This window comes from Shewanella colwelliana ATCC 39565 (assembly GCF_000518705.1).
Lineage (GTDB): Bacteria > Pseudomonadota > Gammaproteobacteria > Enterobacterales > Shewanellaceae > Shewanella > Shewanella colwelliana.
In genome coordinates, this window is the sequence record NZ_JAEC01000004.1 from 360087 (window position 1) to 379856 (window position 19770).

A 19770-nucleotide genomic window follows, 5' to 3' on the forward strand; every position below is an offset into this window, starting at 1 on the left:
GACAATGTAAATACAGTTGAGAACCATTATCATTTGCAGGTATGGTAGGCATCTCTTAAAGCGACTTAACGGACATGACCATGCTAACCCCTGTACTAACTGATCAACCCCGGTTGGACCAATTGGTGATCTATCAGTTCCTCGCCACGTGTGGTTTGCTTATGCTTGTTGTACCGCTAATTGATACTAGCCCTTGGACTCAGTCACTGCTGGTGACGCTAGTCATTCCTATGACGACCCTAGCGACCTTAATCGGCATTTTTATCAAGCAAAGTATCAATCGCTGCACCATTACCCTACTGTTTTCAATTTGGTTACTCGTATGGGGAGTACATCTTGTCTAACTCGCTAACACAGCTAAGCTATATAAAGAATTTTGCCGTTGCAACGCCTAAATATTGGGTCAATAAATGAATTTCATCACTTGCATTATGGGCGCGTTGTGACACTAAACTGCTGTTTTCAGCCATTTCAGAAATGGCCACAATACGTCGTTCAGCACCTTCTCCTGCGGCTAACTCAACCACCTCAGAAATCTGATGGCTCATCAAGGATGATTTGACAGCTGATGTCGAATATTTTTAAGCGTATCGGTCATTTTCATTGATAGGCTTACCGTCTCTTGGCTGATCGCGACGCTTTATGTAACCGATGTGGTTACCGCGACATCGACTATTGCAGTGAAGTGAGCATCTGCTTAATTTGTGCTGTGCTTTCTGCCAGCACAGTTTTTTACCAGCCCAAAACACTGCAAGGGTAGACAACAGTGTAAAACCAACGCTTTATTAGATATTTACCGTTGACAGTTTGCGTTATCTGCGGATGCCTTTAACAACACAAAGACCCAATGATGGGATACGGGTTTTCGTTGATAAGACGAGCATGCCATCTTTTGAAAACCATAAACAGTAAAGCCCATGCTCAATCATGAGCATGGGCTTTACTTGTCGACTAAAGGGTTAATCGTCTGTGTATTCAATCACAATTATGTCTTGAGCTTACCAAGTTGCTGATGCTGCTGCGCGACGAGATCGGCCAAACTGACGCTGCTAGCTTGCGCTTCATCAGCAAGACGCGCCAATTCCGATGCAGAGTCTGAAATACCAGTTATATTACGATTAACTTCCTCGGTGACAGCACTTTGCTCCTCGGCTGCCGTCGCGATATGAGTGACTTGGGACGAGACCTCCTCAATTTGAGAAACTATCGTATTGAGTGAGCTTAACGCCATCTCAGTCTGTTCTACCGCCCGTTGTGCCCCATTAACGCCTTGGTCTATGATATTAGACGCGCTGTTGACTTCCCGCTGCAGCGAATCAATCAGCTTACTGATCTCATCGGTAGAGCTTTGAGTTTTGGAAGCTAATGCCCGAACCTCATCGGCCACCACAGCAAAGCCACGCCCTTGCTCACCCGCACGAGCGGCTTCAATCGCCGCATTCAGCGCTAGTAAGTTTGTTTGCTCTGCTATCGCACTAATTACTTCAAGAATCTTACTAATGTTTGTGCTGCTTTCTGCAACCTTACTGACCGCCTCTTTAGCAAGCAATGACTCTTGCGACATATGTGTCACATAACTCATCGCCTGACTTAAGCTCTCTTCGCCACTTTTGACATTCGCGGTCATCGCTTCGGTTTCCATCGCAGTCTGCTCAGAAGCCTTAGCAACTTCGAGCGCTGTTGCGCTCATCTCATTAACCGCGGTAACAACACTCTCTATTTCACTGTATTGTCTATTCACACTCTCACGAGTTTGCTCGGCAATACCCGCTGCGGTTTGACTCTCTCCTTGAGAGCGCTCAGCAAGTTCTTTAAGCTCCGCGATAAGCAACCTTAGCTTGGTAATAAAACCATTAATACCGCTGCCTAAGGCAATGAGTTCAGCGTGAGACTCAACCGTAATGGTCTGAGTTAAATCACCTTCGGCACTCGCCAAGTTTTCAACCCGACTTTGAATCACCTTGAGCGGCGCAATAATACTGCGGATCACTATGCTGATGGTCACCACCGCAATCACAGACACAATACTACCAACGATGAGCAATAAACTCCCTAAGGAGGCAGCCATCTCTTGCATCGCGATATCCATCGCCATGGCAGCTTTATATGCATCCTCTTTCGACACTTCGACAATTAAAGACCACTCAGCCCCCGCAACGGGAATAGCGATAGGATAGGCAACAACTATATTATCGCCACTGTCGAGGTATCCACCATTTTTATGTAGTGATTGGTACTGGGTCGCCTGAGACGCGGGTATCGACTCTGCTAGCGGTCGTGCTTTTTTAGTATAATGACTTGCGGCAACAATCAAGCCTTTTTGGCTTAATAGTGTCACCTTAGCTTTGCCTTGATATAAGCTATTGGAAAGCTCGTCGATCATTTTTTGAAAAATAGGTAGGTTTAAATCGGCCCCCACCAGTCCTATAAATTGATTATTGACCACGACAGGTACGGTCAATGATGTCATCAACTCGTTATTACCCGGTGTGATCTCATAAAGATAGGGCTCCATTAAACAAGGTTTTTTCTTGTCCTTAGCACACAGATACCACTCGGCTTCTCTGATGCCAAACTCATTGAGGGTTTCAATGTACTTTTCTGCCGCATCATCCACTTGGTGATGCTCGACACTGCCGTCATCGTTACGGGTAAAATAGATCTCTAGCGTCCCCACATCAGGGACACTATGCGATTGGTCTGAGGTGTTATCACTGTCTAAGCCATCGTAGCCATTGACCTCAAATTGCGCATACAGAGAGGACAGTTGATCATTCTGTTTTAATATCCCTGCGGTAGCTTCAAGCACACCTTCTCGTGATAGTGGCTTGGTTTCAGCAGTTTGCTCCATCATGCCCGCAAATGAAAATGGGATCCGGTAAGCTTCATTGATAAACCCAGCCACTCGTTCACCATACTCTCCCGCACGAGCACTTAAACGTTGCTGAGTCTCTTGATGTAATGCAGTTTCAACTTGATCCGCAAGCTGGGCATTTTTGTCGCTGAGTGACCACCATAAGCTAAATGATAATATCGCTACGATGACCAGAAACAGCATTGATGTTATCCAAAGTAACTTAGTACTGATAGACAAATGCTTCATTTAACGCTCCAGAGGAATTGAAAGTGTTACAGGCTGCAACCACATCAATAAACGTAGCATTTGTTTCAAAATAAACAAATAGATAAGCGACTTATTTATCATACTTGGCCCAGTCATTCTTATGACAAGTGGTTGACCAGAATGAGAGAACTAGCGTTAAAACTAAAAAATCATCATCGATAATTTAAAAATAAAAATTTGCGGTAATTATCCATTTTGTCCACGTACTGGTTTATCGGTGGCCAGCGCAACAGAGATAATACGACCCCCATAAAAAAATCGACTCGGTAAGGAGTCGATTTTTCAAGTGCTTTCATCAGCAGCACATTAATTCAAGAATACGTATACCTTGTCCCTTATGGGTGACACACGTTATGTAGTTCTAAATTAGTGCCGATATCTTTGCTACGGTTAGCTTTAGCGTCATCATTACGTAGTTGCGTAAGATGATCTAAATAAGCTTGGTCAACATCATTGGTAATGTAACGTCCGTCAAACACTGAGGTTTCAAAACGTTTTATCTCTGGGTTTTGCTGACGTACGGCCTCGATAAGATCCTCTAAGTCTTGGAAAATAATGCCATCGGCCCCAATAAGCTTATTGATCTCTTCAGCATCACGGCCATGAGCGATCAGTTCGCTTGTGGTTGGCATATCAATACCGTAGACATTAGGGAATCGAATTTCTGGCGCAGCTGACGCAAAGTAAACTTTCTTTGCACCGGCTTCTCGTGCCATCTCTATGATCTGTTCAGACGTAGTACCACGTACGATGGAGTCATCCACCAATAATACGTTTTTGCCTTTAAACTCTGCATTGATTGCATTAAGTTTACGACGCACTGACTTTTTACGCTCCTGCTGACCAGGCATAATAAACGTACGGCCAATATAACGGTTCTTCACAAAGCCTTGGCGGTACGGAAGATCCATATTACGAGCAATCTCAAGCGCAATATCGCATGATGTTTCAGGAATAGGGATTACCACATCGATGTCATGATCTTCCCACTGCTTCTTAATCTTCTCTCCTAGCATGGTTCCCATATTCACACGACTGCCGTATACCGACACTTTGTCGATGGTAGAGTCTGGACGAGCAAAATAAACATACTCAAAGATACAAGGAGAATAGCTTGGTGACTCGGCACATTGGCGTGTATACAGCTGCCCATCAAGTGAGATATAGATTGCCTCACCCGGCGCAACATCACGCATGGTTTCGAAACCTACAGCATCAAGTGCCACACTTTCCGATGCCACCATATATTCGGTGCCATGCTCGGTTTCATGTTTACCCAATACCAGAGGACGAATACCAAACGGATCTCTAAATGCAACCAGACCTTGTCCAACAATCATTGCGGTAACAGCGTAGGCACCACGGGTGATCTTATGTACGTTTGTAATGGCATTAAACACTTCATCAGCGGTTAAAAACTGGCTTTCAGTGGTTTGCAATTCATCGGCAAGTAAATTCAGTAAGACCTCTGAGTCTGACGTGGTATTAACATGACGACGCTGCTTAATAAGACGCTCGTGCAGTTCCACGGTGTTGGTCAAATTACCGTTATGTGCCAGCGAGATCCCAAAAGGAGAATTAACGTAAAAAGGCTGAGCTTCAGATGCACTAGAACTACCGGCTGTTGGGTAGCGAACATGACCAATACCCGCGTTGCCCTGCAGGCGTTGCATATGTTTTGGTTCAAATACGTCTTTTACCAGACCATTTGCCTTACGCAATCTAAATGCGTGACCATCCACTGTAACGATTCCAGCCGCATCTTGCCCGCGGTGCTGCAGTACAGTTAATGCATCATAGATTGTCTGATTAACCGATGTCCGGCCAACTATTCCGACGATACCACACATGGGTAGGTTTCCTCATTTTAAGATGTTCTGATAATTATTATGATTGAAAGTTGGCCACCTCTTAGAAAGGTTGACCTATTTCAGTAATGCTTTAGCATTTTTATATTTTGGGTACAAAGCTAGAGGTGTTTTCCACGTAGTCAAAAAACCATTGGATAACCACTCCAAATTCGGGGACCAGCTGCGAGCTGCGCCACCAATCGGTATTGGGTGCTCCGGTAAAAGCATCCATAAAAAAGAGTATCGCGCTAACGACTAAGGCACCGCGCAATGCGCCAAAACAGAGTCCAAGTACACGGTCGGTACCAGACAAGCCTGTTTTAGCGACGAGCTGACCAATAAGATAATTAACGAGTGCACCAATAATGAGTGTCGAAACAAAGAGAATAGCGATGGCTACCCCGTTCCTTAACATCTCATCGAGGATCTGGGTAAGGTAAATGGCGAGGTCTTGATAAAACTGACTCGCGACGAAAAACGCTGCAAACCATACCACAAGTGACATAGCTTCTTTAACAAAACCACGAAGTAGACTAATTACAGTCGACACTCCGATGACAGCGATAATGGCATAATCGATCCAAACCATTGAATAATGTGATCCAGCATTAGCATTAAGACGGCGCGATCTTACCAGAGACTGAAGACATTCTCACCCCCAAAACACAATTTAAATGCCGTAAAACATAAACAGATCTTTGTGAAACGATTTTACCAGACAAGTGAAAAACACTTTTCTGTAAAGCAGCGAAATGACACATAAAAAAGCCTAGCAATATCACTAGGCTTGGTGTAGAAACGCCCACAATTTGTTGGCTTTAAATACCAAGGCAATCGCGCGTGTTTACCGACTCACTGCACTGGGTTATAGGCAACAATAGCCGACTTCACCCCTGCGGCCTTATCAACCTCTTTTTGTAAGTTAAGCAGTTTGGTCTTAGAGATATCAGGCCCCACAAAGACTTTAGTTAATTGACCATCAACCGGCTTCACTGGAATGGTATAAGCTCTAAACCCTTTTTTTCTTAATTGGCTAACTAAGGCTTTCACGTTGGTCGCATTTTTGAAGCTACCTAACTGCAATGTATACGCTGGGCTAGCATCATTATTGACTGTGTTTTTTTTAGCCTCGCTTGGACTCGACTTCTCAGCGTTTTCCGACACAGTTGCTGTATCGATAGGCGTTGTTTCAACCGTTTCTTGTTCAGTTGGCTCCCCTTCAACGAACTGAGCGGTTTGTTCAGATAAATCAATCAGCTCTATTGGTTGCGGTAAATCATCACTTTGCACTATCTCTGGGCGCAGTGGAATTTCGGCAAACTGCTCCTCTTGAAGCTGCTTCTTGCCATCTAGGATATCAGGCAAAAAGATAACACCTAGCGCCACCAGCACAATGACGCCCACAAGACGGTTTTGGAATTGACTAGACAATCGACTCTGTTTTTCTTCGGTCACATTCACACTCACTCTTGATCTAAATTCTTAAACTCTGCAACAGTGTAAAAGGAGCCAAACACAATTACCACATCGTCACTTAACATATCTTGATTTAATGCCTGCCATGCCTGATTCATTGAACCAAAATGGTTCGATGGCGTGTCGCCACTTAGATAACTGCCCAGTTCAATGGCATTGGCACTTCGGTCACAGTTAAGATCTGTGAAATACCAAGCATCGACACAGTCTTTAAGTGTCGTGATAACCGCTTGGCAATCTTTGTCTTTTAACATGCCACAAAGCGCCAGAATACGACGGCCTTTATGTGCCGCTAAACGAGACGCCAAATAAGCGGCTGCATGAGGGTTATGGGCGACATCAAGTAAAATCAACGGATGTTCACTATAGGTTTCAAAACGGCCGGTTAGGCGCGCCTGCTGTAGGCTAGCTCTTACAGTGTCATGGTCAACCGTCGGCAACAACTGCTCAACAACGGCCAGAGCAGTAACGGCATTGGGCAGGGGCAATTGCGGCAGTGGTAAGCGATCAATTGATAATGATTGACCAGAGAATTGCCAATCGGATGTTTTCTGCTGATAAGTAAAACCACAACCAACTGCGCTGAGGTTTGCTTCAATTTCGTTAGCATAGTCGACAACCGACTGAGGCATATTTGGGTCGCCCACAATTGCTGGACGACATGTGCGAAAGACGCCAGCTTTCTCTCGGCCCACCAGTTCTCGCGTATCACCAAGATACTCTTGATGGTCAATATCGATAGCCGTGATGACGCTGATATCGGCATCGATGAGGTTGGTGGCATCAAGGCGTCCGCCTAAACCAACTTCTAACAGGACTAAATCTAACTTTGCGGCCTTAAAAACATATAAACCAGCTAAGGTCGCGTATTCAAAAAATGTCAGTGAAATATCACCTCTAGCCTTATCTATGGCACAAAAGGCCTCAATCAAGGCCTCATCACTCGCATCGATTCCTTCGACACGCACCCGCTCGTTGTATTTCATTAGGTGGGGCGAGCTATAAACGCCGACACGCCAACCCGCTTTCGCCATGACTTGTTCTATCATGGCACAAGTGGTGCCCTTGCCATTTGTTCCCGCTACCGTCACTATTTTGGTGTTGGTCAATGTTGTTAACCCCAAGATTTTTGCGACAGCAGTGACCCGCGTGAGTCCCATGTCAATTTCAGAGGGGTGAATTGACATTAGATGCGCTAACCAAGCATCTAGACTAGAGTGATGATTTAGTGAATGCATAAAATACTCTATAAAAGACCAAATAAGACAAGATTAACTGTCGCCAAAAGTTATAAACCGCTAACAACCAAGCGCTAATTATCTGTCAATGTGAAAACGGTAAATTAGTCCAACATAAACAGTGGGCCCAGCGCAAGCTTAGGTAATTGGTGGAGCTCGGGATAGGTTACGTCGACGAGATACAGACCATTAGGTTTTGCCGTTGCCGCTGCTTGCGTACGGTCTTTAAGCGCCAATAACTGCTTAATCCAGCTAATATCTTGACGGCCATAGCCTATCTCTAACAATGAACCGACAATGTTTCGTACCATATGGTGTAAAAAGGCATTGGCCTTGATATCCACACAGATATACATGCCTTGGCGGGTAACATTGACCTCATGTACACAGCGAAACGGAGTATTCGACTGACATTGAATCGCACGAAAACTGGTAAAGTCTTGCTCTCCGAGCAGGTGTTGCGCTGCTTGGTGCATCTTGTTCTCGTCAATCACACCTGGGTAGTGACTCACCCCAGAGCGAAGAATGCCTGGGCGAAGTTGATGATTGTAAATCATGTAACGATAACGCCTTGCTGTTGCGGTAAATCGCGCATGGAACTCGTCATCAACCTCTTTTGCCCAACGCACGGCGATATCATCAGGCAGATTAACATTAACCCCTAAGGTCCAAGCACTCTCTTTACGAATGGCGTCTGTATCAAAATGCACAACCTGTCCGGTCGCGTGAACGCCCGCATCCGTGCGGCCAGCACATTGAATAGCGATAGGTTCATTGGCAACAATTGATAACGCCTTCTCTAATTGCTGCTGCACCGAATCAACTTCAGCTTGACGTTGCCAGCCAAAATAACGACTGCCATCATATTCGATACCTAATGCGACGCGCATGAAATGCCATCCCTTATCATAAAAGTAGTGTAGTAGGCGCGGGATTCTAGCATACGAACACGCCAAACTGGATAGTAAAAGGCGCATAACTCTAGGTAAATCCACCTCGGTTAGCGCATAAAAAACGGCGCCTTAGCGCCGTTTTTTTGAGAAACCTCGACTCAAAGCTCCTTCAATAGCCCTTGAGCCTCTTCCTGTTGGCGGTCATTACCATCAAGTTCGACCTCTTTTAGTAGCGCTTTTGCGCTGTCAACGTCATCAATTTCAATGTAAGCACGTGCGAGATCTAATTTGGCATTCACCGAATTCTCCTCGTCGTCCACATCCACCATCGATGCGCTTCCCATTAGGTCATCGAGTTCTCCCATGTCGACATCGAGCTCTTTATACTGATCTACATCAGCCACATCTTCATCGGCGTCGTTGAGTAACCTATCGATATCGATAAAGCCATTATCCTGTTGAAAGGCAGTTAAGTCATGTTCATTAACGGCGCGCGCAGGCTGCTTCTTCAGCTCCTGAGCATCTAACGCGGCCAGAGCTTGATCAACAGTTAGGTTGTCATCATCTTCTATATTTAGCGATAGTTCATCATCTGCGTCATCAGCATCCGCATGGCTAACCGCTTTGGTATCCGTGTCGAGTGCCAAATCGCCCATTGCAGCACTGTCCCACTCAAGCACATTTTCATCTGCACGCTTACTGCCTTTTAAGTCGTTAAAGAATCCAGAGTCACGCGCGGATTTGTCTGCACCGCCATCTGCAGATTCTAAGTCGGCTAATAGTGCATCTAACGCTACATCATCAGAGCTGCCCGCAAGATCCACTTCTACAACATCATCAGCCTCAAGTGGCGCGTCAGACTCGGCTTCGCTGCTCTGTGGCGTATCAACCTTGTCAAGGTCGGCCAACAAGGTATCAAGCTCATCATCGCTAGCAGCTTCATCTGAGGATATTTCACTTACGTCGGCTTCAACGACTTCACTGGTATCATCAGCTTCGGTGGCAGGTTCAGTGGCTGGTTGTTCCAGATCAGCGAGTAAACTATCCAGATCGTCATCCGATACAACATCAGCTTCGATTTCAGCATCAAGTTCAGCGGCGATTAACTCGCTAATATCTTCACTGTCTGCTTCAGGCGGGTGACTTTCTGATTCAGTTGGCGTTTCAAACTCTGCCAAAAGCTGATCAAGATCCTCGACGGCATCACTGTCTGACACACTCGGTTGTGCATCTAATTCAGCGGCAATTTGTTCACTCAGATCTTCATTATCTGTATCACTACTTAGCGCCGATTTATCGTCGCTCGCAGGGATCTCGGTACTTTCAAACTCAGCCAATAAGCTGTCGAGATCAGCCTGTTCATCTGATGTCTCTGATTGGTCATCAAGTTCTGCCGCAATCGACTCACTTAAATCTTCATCCGTTTGCTCATCGGCGGCCGCTTCAGACATTTTAGGGAGATCAAATTCAGCCAGCAACGCATCCAAATCTTCCTCTTGTGCTTCACTCTCTACAGCCGTTTCTTCACTGCTATCTTGGGGCCTGTCTAAATCATTCAACAGCGCATCAAGATCCGTGTCATCAGTGGCTTCAGGTGTATCCTGGCTGTCAAAATCTGCCAATAATGAATCTAAATCATCTTCAGACTCAGCAGCTGTACTCGGCTTTTCGGCAGGAGTATCAAGGTCTGCCAATAGCGAGTCGAGATCATCTTCTTGTTCAGCTGACGAGTCGACCGCTTCGGCTGGCGTATCAAGATCGGCTAATAATGAATCTAAATCATCTTCTTGGTTGGCGTTAAGCTCATCCTCCTCTTGCTCACCCATCGCCTCAGCCCAAAGATCATCGAGAGATTGACCTTCCTCATCAGCAACATCCTCGGCAGGCTCATCGGCTTCAATGACCATATCTTGGGCCATATCAAGTTGGTCAGAGTCATCGGTTAAGTCGGCTTCAGGTGCCAATTGACTGGCATCAACACTCATCAATGAATCCAAAGAGTCTGATTCATCCTCAGTATCAAGGTGAACGGCCATCGCAGACGCTTCATCAACAGGCTGTTCGTTGGCCTCACTGATAGGTGCCGGTTCTGCAATCGGCTTCTCTGTTTCACCCGCTTGATTTGCCTGCTTATCACTTCGACGTCTCAGCGCAAACCAAATACCCATTAGTAGTAAAAATGCCGGGATTGCAGCAGCAACAGCTAAATAGAGCGGGTTGCTCATCATGGTTTGCCAATCATCACTTGGCGGCTCCACAACTTCCTGAGCCATGGTTTTTTCTTGACGTAACGCCTCGAACTCTGACGTCAATACTGCCTTTTGCTCTTTTTGAATCAGTAATGCTTCTTCTAACTCGGCCACCTTAGCCGTTAACTCATCAATACGCCCTTGAAGCTGATTGGCGTCATTATTATTAAGGTCTAATTTATCTTGTGCACGGGCTAATTCATCGGTCAACGATAAGCTTTTTGCTTGTTCCGCTTCAAGCTTGGCCGTCAGTTCTTCAACCTGCTGCTGCATTTGAACACTGACCGTAGGTAAAGCTGGAGTATTGACTACTGCTTCAGGTACCGGAATAGGCTTGGCATTATCCGCTTTTGCCACCGGGCTTTTGGCTGTTTGCTTCCAACCTTTGTCACTCTGCTGAGCTTGCTGCTTAGCCAAACTATTGGGAATTGCTTGCATCACCTCTTTAGCAGGGATCAACAAAATCATGCCACGCTCTAAGCTGTTATAGTTGTCGCTTGAAAACGCATGAGGGTTAGCATCATAAATAGCGGCCATCACTTGATAAATGGAGACACTGGCATCTGGACGCGTTTTTTGAGCTATGCTCCAAAAGGTGTCCGCGGCAGTTGTCGGGCCATATTGGCGCAAGACCTGACGGCTCTCACCATCAGGCCCTGTGATTTTCAATGGCTCAGCGGCAGACAATAAGCCCGTCGTTGAGGTTAAAATGACTAATGCGCTGGCAATAATTCCAACAAGATGCGATGTACGAAAGTTCATCCTTTCTTCCCTTTCAAGCGATGTAATGCCGTGTTTTTACAGCATGCTTTAGGCAATTGTATTTATTGAGATTACTATAAACCAGAAATGGGTGCCCTGCTACTATTCACAATTCAAAAACAACTGATAAAACAAAAAAAGCCTGCATTAAGCAGGCTTTTTCAACGAATTAACATTATAGCGACTGGCGTTAATAATAATCTCTAATTAAAACTTCAGCGATTTGCACACTATTAAGCGCTGCACCTTTTCTAATGTTATCAGAGACAACCCATAAGTTAATGCCATTGTCATGAGAGATATCTTTACGCACACGTCCCACATAAACAGGATCGCTACCCGCCGAATCGGTGACGGCTGTTGGATATTCTTCATCAGACTCAAACAGTTCAATGCCCGGCGCGTCACGTAACACCGCCTTCACATCCTCAGCATCAGCCGGCTGAATCGTTTCTAGATGTACAGCCTCTGAATGCCCATAAAAAACAGGTACACGTACCGCCGTCGGATTAACCACAATTTGGTCATCGCCAAATATTTTTTGGGTTTCCCATACCATCTTCATCTCTTCTTTAGTGTAGCCGTTCTCCATAAACACATCGATTTGTGGCAACACGTTAAACGCAATCTGCTTAGAATACGCTTTAGGCTCAACGGGTAAGCCTTGCAGTAGCTTAGAACATTGGTTCGCGAGTTCTTCAATCGCTTGTTTACCTGAACCTGATACCGACTGATAAGTCGCCACATTGATACGTGAAATACCAAAGGCATCATAAATTGGTTTCAGAGCAACAAGCATCTGAATAGTTGAGCAGTTTGGATTAGCGATTATATTGCGGTTTCTGAAATCCGCAATCGCCTGAGGGTTTACCTCTGGAACGACTAGTGGCACGTCAATGTCATACCTAAAGTGTGAAGTATTATCGATCACCACACAGCCGTGCTCTGCTGCAATAGGTGCCCATTTAGCCGATACATCACCACCTGCAGAGAAAAAGCCGATTTGGGCTTGTGACCAATCAAACGTATCAACATCAAGGATCTCAACCTGTTTACCGTGGAATGTGACCGTATCTCCTGCACTGCGACTGCTGGCTAATGGGTACAAATTCGCTACCGGGAAATTGCGCTCTTCAAGGATCTCAATCATAGTTTGACCCACGGCACCCGATGCACCTAATACGACTACGTTATATTCCTGCGACATAATTACAGACCGACTCCTGAAAAACCTATATTGGACAACCAATCTACATCAGAACACGCATTGTTGGCTAGCGTTAAGGCGCTAAATTCACGCCTGTGCTTGTGATTTTTTCTCATAAGATCAAACCCATTGTTATTTAGGAATCTTTGCCTAAATAATTCATCGTCATCACGCAGATCATAAACCAACCGTGACAAGGTCAATAACCCTTTTTCCTCTGGTTGTTCATTCAAGGTAACGGCATGACTCCAAAGCGCTGGCAACAAGCTATCCATTGACTTATCGCCACTTTTATCCAACCGCGCCATTAGTGCCTGATAAAGCATAAATGTCCCTCTCGCTTTGCCCTCTAAACTGTAACCAGCAATATGGGGCGTGGCGATCTCTGTGAGCGGGACAAGTTCTGGCATGGGATGGGGTTCACCTTCCCACACGTCGAGCACTAGCTTAATATCCTCTCTCTGACGCTTTAGTGCAATCAAAGCGCGATTATCTATCACCTCTCCGCGGCAGCAATTAAGCAGCCATGTACCTGACTTTAATGAAGCCAGGCGCTTTTCGTCGAACAGGTACCAGGTAGGATGCGTGCCTGTTTTTGTTAATGGCACATGTAATGAGATCACATCACATAGCTCAACTAACCTATCAAGGCTAACAAAGGCTCGTGGATCGGCAGATTGCGCAACAAAAGGGTCATGCAACAAGGTTTTGACACCATAAGCTTCGAGGCACTTTTGCACAGCACTGCCCGTATTTCCTGCGCCAACAATGCCTACAACTTTGTCCTTTAATGGCTCAGAAAAACGCCGAGCTAGCTCTAACATGGCGATAAACGCATATTCTCCCACGGCCGTTGCATTGCAACCAGGTGCATTGGCGTAACCAATTTCACGGCTATCAAGGTACTGGGTATCGATATGATCCATACCAATGGTCGCCGTCCCAACAAACTGAAGGTTTTTGCAACTGGCTAACAAACCGGCGTTTACTTTGGTGACTGACCGCACCAACAACACATCAATATCACTCAGTTGCTGTGCTTGAAGACTACGACCATCGACGCGAATAATCTCTCCGAGATCCCCAAACAGGGCATCGACATACGGCATGTTTTCATCGGCAACGATTTTCATTGGGTGATTTTACTCTAGACAAAATAAACAATGATGTGACTTTACCTTAATCTATAGACACAAAAAAGGAGCCTAACGGCTCCTTTTGATGTGCTATGCAACATACTCAAATTAACGAGTACGTGGGCAAAGCTCTTCAGTGCTGAAGAAGTAAGCAACTTCACGTTCAGCAGAAGCAACAGAATCTGAACCGTGTGCCGCATTCTCATCGATGCTTTCTGCGAAATCTGCACGGATAGTACCAGGAGCAGCTTCAGCTGGGTTAGTTGCACCAAGAATATCACGGTGAGCTAGAACAGCGTTTTCGCCTTCTAGAACTTGAACCATGATAGGACCTGAAGTCATGAAAGCAACAAGTGCACCGAAGAAAGGACGCTCGCTATGCTCAGCGTAGAAACCTTCAGCTTGCTCTTGGCTTAAGTGAACCATTTTAGAAGCGATGATTTTAAGGCCAGCTGTTTCAAAACGGTTATAGATAGCGCCAATGTTGTTTTTAGCAACTGCATCAGGCTTGATGATAGAAAAAGTACGTTCGATAGCCATGTCTAGCTTCCTTTAATAAACAGGTTTAAAAAAATTCGCGCGGATTATACGAAATTTAACGGCAAAAACCTACCTTTATAGAAAGATGAATGAGACTTTCCTCTCATTACACTGTTGGCGATATGGGATCTTGCACGAACAATCATCACCCACAGCCAGCCCTATCACTAAAATTGGCCTAATACTCTTCAATCCAATGGCTTTGGATTGCCTCTAAAATACGCTCATTACAATGTTCAGGATCATCGTCAAACCCCTCTAATGCAATGACCCAATCAAACAGATCGGTAAAAAGAACCTGCTGGGGATCTACATCAGGAAACGTTTCTAGCAAACATAATGCGATATCGAGCGAATCAATCCATTTCATAACAACCTCAGGGTTAATTTGATACCCATGAGCATAGTTGTTAGCGCTGTAAAACACACAAAAAAGCCAGTCATAAAGACTGGCTTTTTATCGGCAAGGTTGAATTAACCTTCGCTGACCATATTGATGGTATATTTCGGAATATCGACCACTAAGTCACAATCTGGTACACGAGATTGACACGATAAGCGACTTTCAGGCTCTAAGCCCCAAGCTTTATCAAGCATATCATCTTCTAGCTCATCACTGGGTTCAAGCTCATCAAACCCTTCACGGATGATCACATGGCATGTGGTACAAGCACATGACTTTTCACAAGCATGTTCAATATGGATACCACTTCGTAGCGCAACGTCTAATACCGTTTCGCCTTGCTGAGCTTCCACGACAGCCCCATCTGGACACAACTCTTCATGGGGTAAAAAAACTATTTGTGGCATATCGTTACCTATATATTATCAACAGACTGACCTTTAAAGGCCAACCTAATAGAGTTATCCATACGTTTCGCAGCAAAGGATTGACTCGCCTCATCAAGCGCCTCTATGGCTTTCTCGATTGCGCTGACATCATTTTGTGCAGCGGTTTGAGCAAGATGCGCCATTCCCTGTTCAATCAATGCAGCTTCTTTTTGGGACAGTAACTCACTGTCTTTACCTAATGCGGCTGACAATGATTCTAATACCCGTGCGGCTTCAACCTGTTGCTCTGCGAGCATACGTCGTTCAATATCTTCTTTGGCATTCGCCATGGAGTCTTTTAGCATAGTGCCGATCTCTTGATCGGTTAAACCAAACGACGGTTTAACTTGAATCGTCGCCTGCACGCCAGATGACTTCTCCATCGCTGTCACACTCAATAATCCGTCAGCATCAACCTGAAAAGTGACTCGAATATGCGCAGCACCAGCTGCCATGGGAGGGATACCTTTTAATGTAAAGCGCGCCAATGAGCGGCAATCGGAGACCAACTCTCGTTCGCCTTGCACAACATGAAAAGCCATCGCGGTTTGCCCATCTTTAAAGGTCGTAAACTCTTGAGCGCGGGCAACGGGAATAGTGGTGTTACGTGAAACCACCTTTTCTATCAAGCCCCCCATGGTTTCAATACCTAAAGAGAGCGGAATAACATCAAGAAGCAGCAGATCGGACTCGGGCTTATTCCCCACTAAAATATCAGCTTGAATCGCTGCACCAATCGCAACAACACGATCGGGATCAATCGACGTCAATGGCGTACGACCAAAGAGTTTAGCCACGCTATCGCGTACAAGTGGTACGCGAGTAGAACCACCCACCATAACGGTTTCTAGAACTTCATCGGCGGCTATACCTGCATCACGTAGCGCTCGGCGGCAACTCGCCATCGTTTTTTTCACTAACGGCGTGATGATCTCGTCGAATTTATCTTTATCGACACTGCACTCAAACGTTTGCCCGTTGGTTAACACCAATGAGGCTGTAACCGCTGTGTCATCAGTTAATGCTTCTTTTACCCGGCGTGACTCAATCAATAATGCGCGCTGTTCTTGAGCCGTTAAGTCGCTTAAATGCCAAGCGCTTTGTAAATACTCTGCCAACACATGATCAAAGTCATCTCCACCAAGTGCGGAGTCACCACCAGTGGCCATCACCTCAAACACGCCTTTATTCAAGCGTAATATTGAGATATCAAAGGTTCCACCACCTAAATCGTAGATGGCAATAATCCCCTCTTGTCCAGAGTCTAAACCATAAGCAATTGCTGCCGCCGTCGGCTCGTTAAGTAAACGCAAGACTTTAATGCCCAACAAGCCAGCAGCATCTTTTGTACCTTGGCGCTGTGCGTCATCAAAATAAGCAGGAACCGTGATCACTACGCCCTCGAGTGACCCACCTAATGTTTTTTCGGCGCGTTCTACAAGTGGCTTTAATATTTCTGCCGAGACCTGGATAGGATTAACTTGACCACCAGCTGTGTTAAACAGTGGCAACCCGTTTTCACTGGCAGAGAAATGATACGGTAATGACTGCTCTTTAGCCTGAATATCGGTTAGGCTTCTGCCCATAAATCGCTTGACCGAAACGATAGTATTAAGCGGATCTTGAGCTGAAAAATGCTCAGCATCCACACCTACCTGCACCAACTGCTCGCTGTAGCGAACAACCGAGGGAATGGCATGGACTGCATTTTCGTTGGGTAAGGTGTCAGCAACGCCACTTCGTACAGCAGCCACTAATGAATTGGTGGTCCCTAAATCGATACCCACCGCTAATCGATGTTGATGAGGAGCCGCGCTTTGTCCGGGTTCAGCAATTTGCAAAAGTGCCATATCTATCCAACTTAAAAAATAAAGGCCCAATCAAGATTGAGCCAGTCAACAATTGATTGCCTCTAAAAAAGAGCGTCTTCTGCCCTAGCGAGTTCATCTTGTAATTTTGCCATAAATTTCAGTTTACGTATCATATCCGCAACGTTTAGCAGATCTTGCTCACTATCGCTGTCGATGAGTTTACTCATCTGCGATTTTATTTGAGCCGTGTAGTCTGAAAAAGAGTGGTGTAACTGTTCGATATGCTCCTCAGGAGCATCGCTGTCAGTGATATCCTCAAGCGATTCTCGCCATTCCATCTGCTGCATTAAAAACTGGGTGTCTTTAACCGTTGTGGATTCATGACTCAAATCAAAGCCTTTGAGGCTCAAGATATGTTCAGCACGTAGAATGGGATGTTTTAAGGTGTTATATCCATCATTAACCTGAGCCGCGCGCTGAACCGCTATGCGTTTATCTTGCTCACTCGCGTTGGCAAATTTATCAGGATGCACCGCCCGCTGCAGATCGCGGTAGCGCTCTGCCAACAAGGCGGTATCAAGATCATATTCAGGCAAAAAACTAAACAACTCAAAATAGTTCATGTATTTAGATTCGGTAGTTAGACTGTAAAGCTTTCGCCGCAGCCACACTCCCCTTTTGCGTTAGGGTTATTGAACTGGAAACCTTCGTTAAGACCTTCTTTAATAAAATCTAACTCAATTCCCTGAAGATATACGAAGCTCTTAGCATCAATGATGATTTTCACATCTTCGATATCAAAGACTTCATCATCGGCATTCAGATCATCGACAAATTCTAGCACGTAAGCCATGCCTGAACAGCCAGAGGTTCTTAACCCTAAACGTAATCCAATACCCTTCCCGCGGCTAACCAAAAAGCTTTTTACTCGCTCGGCAGCCGCTGGAGTCATCGTTATTGCCATATTAACTCCGAATATTACTTGTCGTGCTTTGACTTGTAGTCTTCTAACGCTGCTTTAATCGCATCTTCTGCCAAAATAGAGCAGTGGATTTTAACAGGCGGTAAAGCAAGTTCTTCCGCAATATCCGTATTCTTAATCGCTTGTGCTTCTTCGATGGTCTTGCCTTTAACCCACTCTGTAACTAAAGAGCTTGATGCAATCGCACTGCCACAGCCGTAAGTCTTGAACTTTGCATCTTCAATGATACCATTTGCATCAATTTTTAGTTGTAGCTTCATCACGTCACCACAAGCTGGCGCACCAACCATTCCGGTCACAACTGATGAGTCGTTCTTGTCAAATGAACCTACGTTACGCGGGTTCTCATAATGATCTATTACTTTTTCACTGTAAGCCATGATTCTGCTCCAATCGCTCTATTCGTTTATTAGCCGGATTAATGATGTGCCCATTGAACCTTAGAAAGGTCAACGCCATCTTTAAACATCTCCCATAATGGAGACATCTCCCTTAAGTGACCAATAGACTTAGTAATGGTCTCTATCGCATGATCAATTTCTTCTTCTGTGGTAAAGCGGCCGATCGAGAATCGAATGGAACTGTGTGCCATCTCATCATTCAATCCTAACGCTCGCAGTACATAACTAGGCTCTAAACTCGCCGACGTACATGCAGAACCTGATGATACGGCAAGATCTTTTAGTGCCATCATCAAGGATTCACCTTCAACAAAGTTAAAGCTCACATTAAGGCTACCGCAATATCTTTGCTCTGCATCACCATTAATGTAGGTTTCTTCAATATGCTTGATACCATCCCATAATCTGTCACGTAGACGACGAATACGAGCGTTATCGATTTCCATATCGGTTTTAGCAATAGCAGCCGCTTCACCCATACCCACAATTTGATGAGTTGCTAAGGTACCACTGCGCATTCCCCGCTCATGTCCACCACCGTGCATTGTCGCTTCTAAGCGAATACGTGGCTTACGACTAACATACAGTGCGCCAATCCCCTTAGGGCCGTACATCTTATGAGCAGAGATAGACATCAAATCGACTTTTGTCTGCTGAACATCGACAGGCAACTTACCAACACTTTGCGCCGCATCAACATGGAAAATCACTTTCTTTGCTCGGCATAACTCGCCGATGGCATCGATATCGTGGATCACACCAATTTCATTGTTAACATGCATTAAGCTCAACAAAATAGTGTCTTCACGCATTGCCGCTTCAATATCTGCCAGCGGGATAATGCCGTTAGCACCAGGCACAAGATAGGTAACTTCGTAACCTTCGCGCTCAAGTTGACGGCACGTATCAAGTACTGCCTTGTGCTCAGTTTTACTGGTGATGATGTGCTTACCCTTTTTATGGTAAAAATGGGCAACACCTTTAATTGCTAGGTTATCTGATTCGGTCGCACCTGAGGTGAACACAATCTCTCGAGGATCGGCATTAATCAGCTCAGCAACTTGATTACGAGCGATGTCAACAGCCTCTTCAGCTTGCCAACCGTAACGGTGCGAACGCGATGCTGGATTACCAAAAATCCCGTCCATTGTCATACATTGCATCATTTTCTCTGCAACACGAGGATCGACTGGCGTTGTTGCAGCATAATCTAAATAAATAGGAAGCTTCATCTCACACTCCGTACTTAGCAGTCCTAGGATTGACTGCT

The 19770-nt window shown here is 45.4% G+C and carries 19 protein-coding genes; 1 reads left to right on the forward strand and 18 read right to left on the reverse strand.

The genetic code is table 11. The features are described from left to right. Positions 1 to 80 precede the first annotated feature (80 nt). A complete protein-coding gene (locus tag L876_RS0101650; protein WP_156029355.1) occupies positions 81 to 344 on the forward strand; it encodes a hypothetical protein in 264 nt (87 codons plus the stop codon). 18 nt (positions 345 to 362) lie between these two features. Here the strand turns inward: L876_RS0101650 and L876_RS0101655 are convergent, their stop codons facing one another. The 18 genes from L876_RS0101655 to L876_RS0101740 all read right to left on the reverse strand — a co-directional run bounded on the left by L876_RS0101655 (position 363) and on the right by L876_RS0101740 (position 19732). Then, complete coding sequence (locus tag L876_RS0101655; RefSeq protein ID WP_028762195.1) at positions 363 to 548, reverse strand: hypothetical protein; 186 nt, start codon at positions 546 to 548, stop codon at positions 363 to 365. A gap of 437 nt (positions 549 to 985) precedes the next feature. Further along, on the reverse strand, positions 986 to 3103 hold the full coding sequence (locus tag L876_RS0101660; protein WP_028762196.1) for a methyl-accepting chemotaxis protein: 2118 nt from the start codon (positions 3101 to 3103) through the stop codon (positions 986 to 988). 356 nt (positions 3104 to 3459) lie between these two features. Continuing rightward, positions 3460 to 4974 (reverse strand): amidophosphoribosyltransferase, encoded by a 1515-nt coding sequence (gene purF, locus L876_RS0101665; protein WP_028762197.1) that lies wholly within the window; start codon positions 4972 to 4974, stop codon positions 3460 to 3462. 100 nt (positions 4975 to 5074) lie between these two features. After that, the gene (locus L876_RS0101670) at positions 5075 to 5563 is read right to left on the reverse strand and encodes a CvpA family protein (RefSeq protein WP_028762198.1); all 489 of its coding nucleotides are present in this window, start codon (positions 5561 to 5563) and stop codon (positions 5075 to 5077) included. 263 nt (positions 5564 to 5826) lie between these two features. Beyond that, the gene (locus L876_RS0101675; protein WP_028762199.1) at positions 5827 to 6405 is read right to left on the reverse strand and encodes an SPOR domain-containing protein; all 579 of its coding nucleotides are present in this window, start codon (positions 6403 to 6405) and stop codon (positions 5827 to 5829) included. 32 nt (positions 6406 to 6437) lie between these two features. After that, on the reverse strand, positions 6438 to 7688 hold the full coding sequence (gene folC, locus L876_RS0101680) for a bifunctional tetrahydrofolate synthase/dihydrofolate synthase (protein WP_028762200.1): 1251 nt from the start codon (positions 7686 to 7688) through the stop codon (positions 6438 to 6440). A 104-nt stretch (positions 7689 to 7792) separates the two neighbouring features. Continuing rightward, a complete protein-coding gene (truA, locus tag L876_RS0101685) occupies positions 7793 to 8578 on the reverse strand; it encodes a tRNA pseudouridine(38-40) synthase TruA (protein ID WP_028762201.1) in 786 nt (261 codons plus the stop codon). A 161-nt stretch (positions 8579 to 8739) separates the two neighbouring features. Next, a complete protein-coding gene (locus L876_RS0101690; RefSeq protein ID WP_028762202.1) occupies positions 8740 to 11592 on the reverse strand; it encodes a FimV/HubP family polar landmark protein in 2853 nt (950 codons plus the stop codon). 190 nt (positions 11593 to 11782) lie between these two features. Continuing rightward, positions 11783 to 12799 carry an aspartate-semialdehyde dehydrogenase gene (locus L876_RS0101695; protein ID WP_028762203.1) on the reverse strand — a complete coding sequence of 339 codons (1017 nt, stop codon included), beginning with the start codon at positions 12797 to 12799 and terminating at the stop codon, positions 11783 to 11785. 2 nt (positions 12800 to 12801) lie between these two features. Then, complete coding sequence (locus L876_RS0101700; RefSeq protein WP_028762204.1) at positions 12802 to 13932, reverse strand: 4-phosphoerythronate dehydrogenase; 1131 nt, start codon at positions 13930 to 13932, stop codon at positions 12802 to 12804. Positions 13933 to 14043: 111 nt separating this feature from the next. Further along, on the reverse strand, positions 14044 to 14475 hold the full coding sequence (ndk, locus tag L876_RS0101705) for a nucleoside-diphosphate kinase (protein WP_028762205.1): 432 nt from the start codon (positions 14473 to 14475) through the stop codon (positions 14044 to 14046). Between the two features lie 178 nt (positions 14476 to 14653). After that, complete coding sequence (gene iscX, locus L876_RS0101710) at positions 14654 to 14845, reverse strand: Fe-S cluster assembly protein IscX (RefSeq protein WP_028762206.1); 192 nt, start codon at positions 14843 to 14845, stop codon at positions 14654 to 14656. 104 nt (positions 14846 to 14949) lie between these two features. Then, on the reverse strand, positions 14950 to 15285 hold the full coding sequence (gene fdx, locus L876_RS0101715) for an ISC system 2Fe-2S type ferredoxin (RefSeq protein ID WP_028762207.1): 336 nt from the start codon (positions 15283 to 15285) through the stop codon (positions 14950 to 14952). 8 nt (positions 15286 to 15293) lie between these two features. Next, complete coding sequence (gene hscA / locus L876_RS0101720; protein WP_028762208.1) at positions 15294 to 17156, reverse strand: Fe-S protein assembly chaperone HscA; 1863 nt, start codon at positions 17154 to 17156, stop codon at positions 15294 to 15296. A gap of 62 nt (positions 17157 to 17218) precedes the next feature. Then, complete coding sequence (hscB, locus tag L876_RS0101725; RefSeq protein ID WP_028762209.1) at positions 17219 to 17740, reverse strand: co-chaperone HscB; 522 nt, start codon at positions 17738 to 17740, stop codon at positions 17219 to 17221. Positions 17741 to 17757: 17 nt separating this feature from the next. Next, the gene (gene iscA, locus L876_RS0101730; protein ID WP_028762210.1) at positions 17758 to 18081 is read right to left on the reverse strand and encodes an iron-sulfur cluster assembly protein IscA; all 324 of its coding nucleotides are present in this window, start codon (positions 18079 to 18081) and stop codon (positions 17758 to 17760) included. A gap of 14 nt (positions 18082 to 18095) precedes the next feature. Continuing rightward, positions 18096 to 18479 (reverse strand): Fe-S cluster assembly scaffold IscU, encoded by a 384-nt coding sequence (iscU, locus tag L876_RS0101735; protein WP_028762211.1) that lies wholly within the window; start codon positions 18477 to 18479, stop codon positions 18096 to 18098. A gap of 38 nt (positions 18480 to 18517) precedes the next feature. Next, on the reverse strand, positions 18518 to 19732 hold the full coding sequence (locus L876_RS0101740; RefSeq protein WP_028762212.1) for an IscS subfamily cysteine desulfurase: 1215 nt from the start codon (positions 19730 to 19732) through the stop codon (positions 18518 to 18520). Positions 19733 to 19770: the final 38 nt, after the last annotated feature.

Excerpts from the sequence above, each read along its gene's own strand:
- L876_RS0101650 (WP_156029355.1), top strand. The coding sequence starts at position 81 with ATGCTAACCCCTGTACTAACTGATCAACCCCGGTTGGACCAATTGGTG.
- L876_RS0101655 (WP_028762195.1), bottom strand. The coding sequence starts at position 548 with ATGAGCCATCAGATTTCTGAGGTGGTTGAGTTAGCCGCAGGAGAAGGT.
- L876_RS0101660 (WP_028762196.1), bottom strand. The coding sequence starts at position 3,103 with ATGAAGCATTTGTCTATCAGTACTAAGTTACTTTGGATAACATCAATG.
- purF (WP_028762197.1), bottom strand. The coding sequence starts at position 4,974 with ATGTGTGGTATCGTCGGAATAGTTGGCCGGACATCGGTTAATCAGACA.
- L876_RS0101670 (WP_028762198.1), bottom strand. The coding sequence starts at position 5,563 with ATGGTTTGGATCGATTATGCCATTATCGCTGTCATCGGAGTGTCGACT.
- folC (WP_028762200.1), bottom strand. The coding sequence starts at position 7,688 with ATGCATTCACTAAATCATCACTCTAGTCTAGATGCTTGGTTAGCGCAT.
- truA (WP_028762201.1), bottom strand. The coding sequence starts at position 8,578 with ATGCGCGTCGCATTAGGTATCGAATATGATGGCAGTCGTTATTTTGGC.
- L876_RS0101690 (WP_028762202.1), bottom strand. The coding sequence starts at position 11,592 with ATGAACTTTCGTACATCGCATCTTGTTGGAATTATTGCCAGCGCATTA.
- L876_RS0101695 (WP_028762203.1), bottom strand. The coding sequence starts at position 12,799 with ATGTCGCAGGAATATAACGTAGTCGTATTAGGTGCATCGGGTGCCGTG.
- L876_RS0101700 (WP_028762204.1), bottom strand. The coding sequence starts at position 13,932 with ATGAAAATCGTTGCCGATGAAAACATGCCGTATGTCGATGCCCTGTTT.
- ndk (WP_028762205.1), bottom strand. The coding sequence starts at position 14,475 with ATGGCTATCGAACGTACTTTTTCTATCATCAAGCCTGATGCAGTTGCT.
- iscX (WP_028762206.1), bottom strand. The coding sequence starts at position 14,845 with ATGAAATGGATTGATTCGCTCGATATCGCATTATGTTTGCTAGAAACG.
- fdx (WP_028762207.1), bottom strand. The coding sequence starts at position 15,285 with ATGCCACAAATAGTTTTTTTACCCCATGAAGAGTTGTGTCCAGATGGG.
- hscA (WP_028762208.1), bottom strand. The coding sequence starts at position 17,156 with ATGGCACTTTTGCAAATTGCTGAACCCGGACAAAGCGCGGCTCCTCAT.
- hscB (WP_028762209.1), bottom strand. The coding sequence starts at position 17,740 with ATGAACTATTTTGAGTTGTTTAGTTTTTTGCCTGAATATGATCTTGAT.
- iscA (WP_028762210.1), bottom strand. The coding sequence starts at position 18,081 with ATGGCAATAACGATGACTCCAGCGGCTGCCGAGCGAGTAAAAAGCTTT.
- iscU (WP_028762211.1), bottom strand. The coding sequence starts at position 18,479 with ATGGCTTACAGTGAAAAAGTAATAGATCATTATGAGAACCCGCGTAAC.
- L876_RS0101740 (WP_028762212.1), bottom strand. The coding sequence starts at position 19,732 with ATGAAGCTTCCTATTTATTTAGATTATGCTGCAACAACGCCAGTCGAT.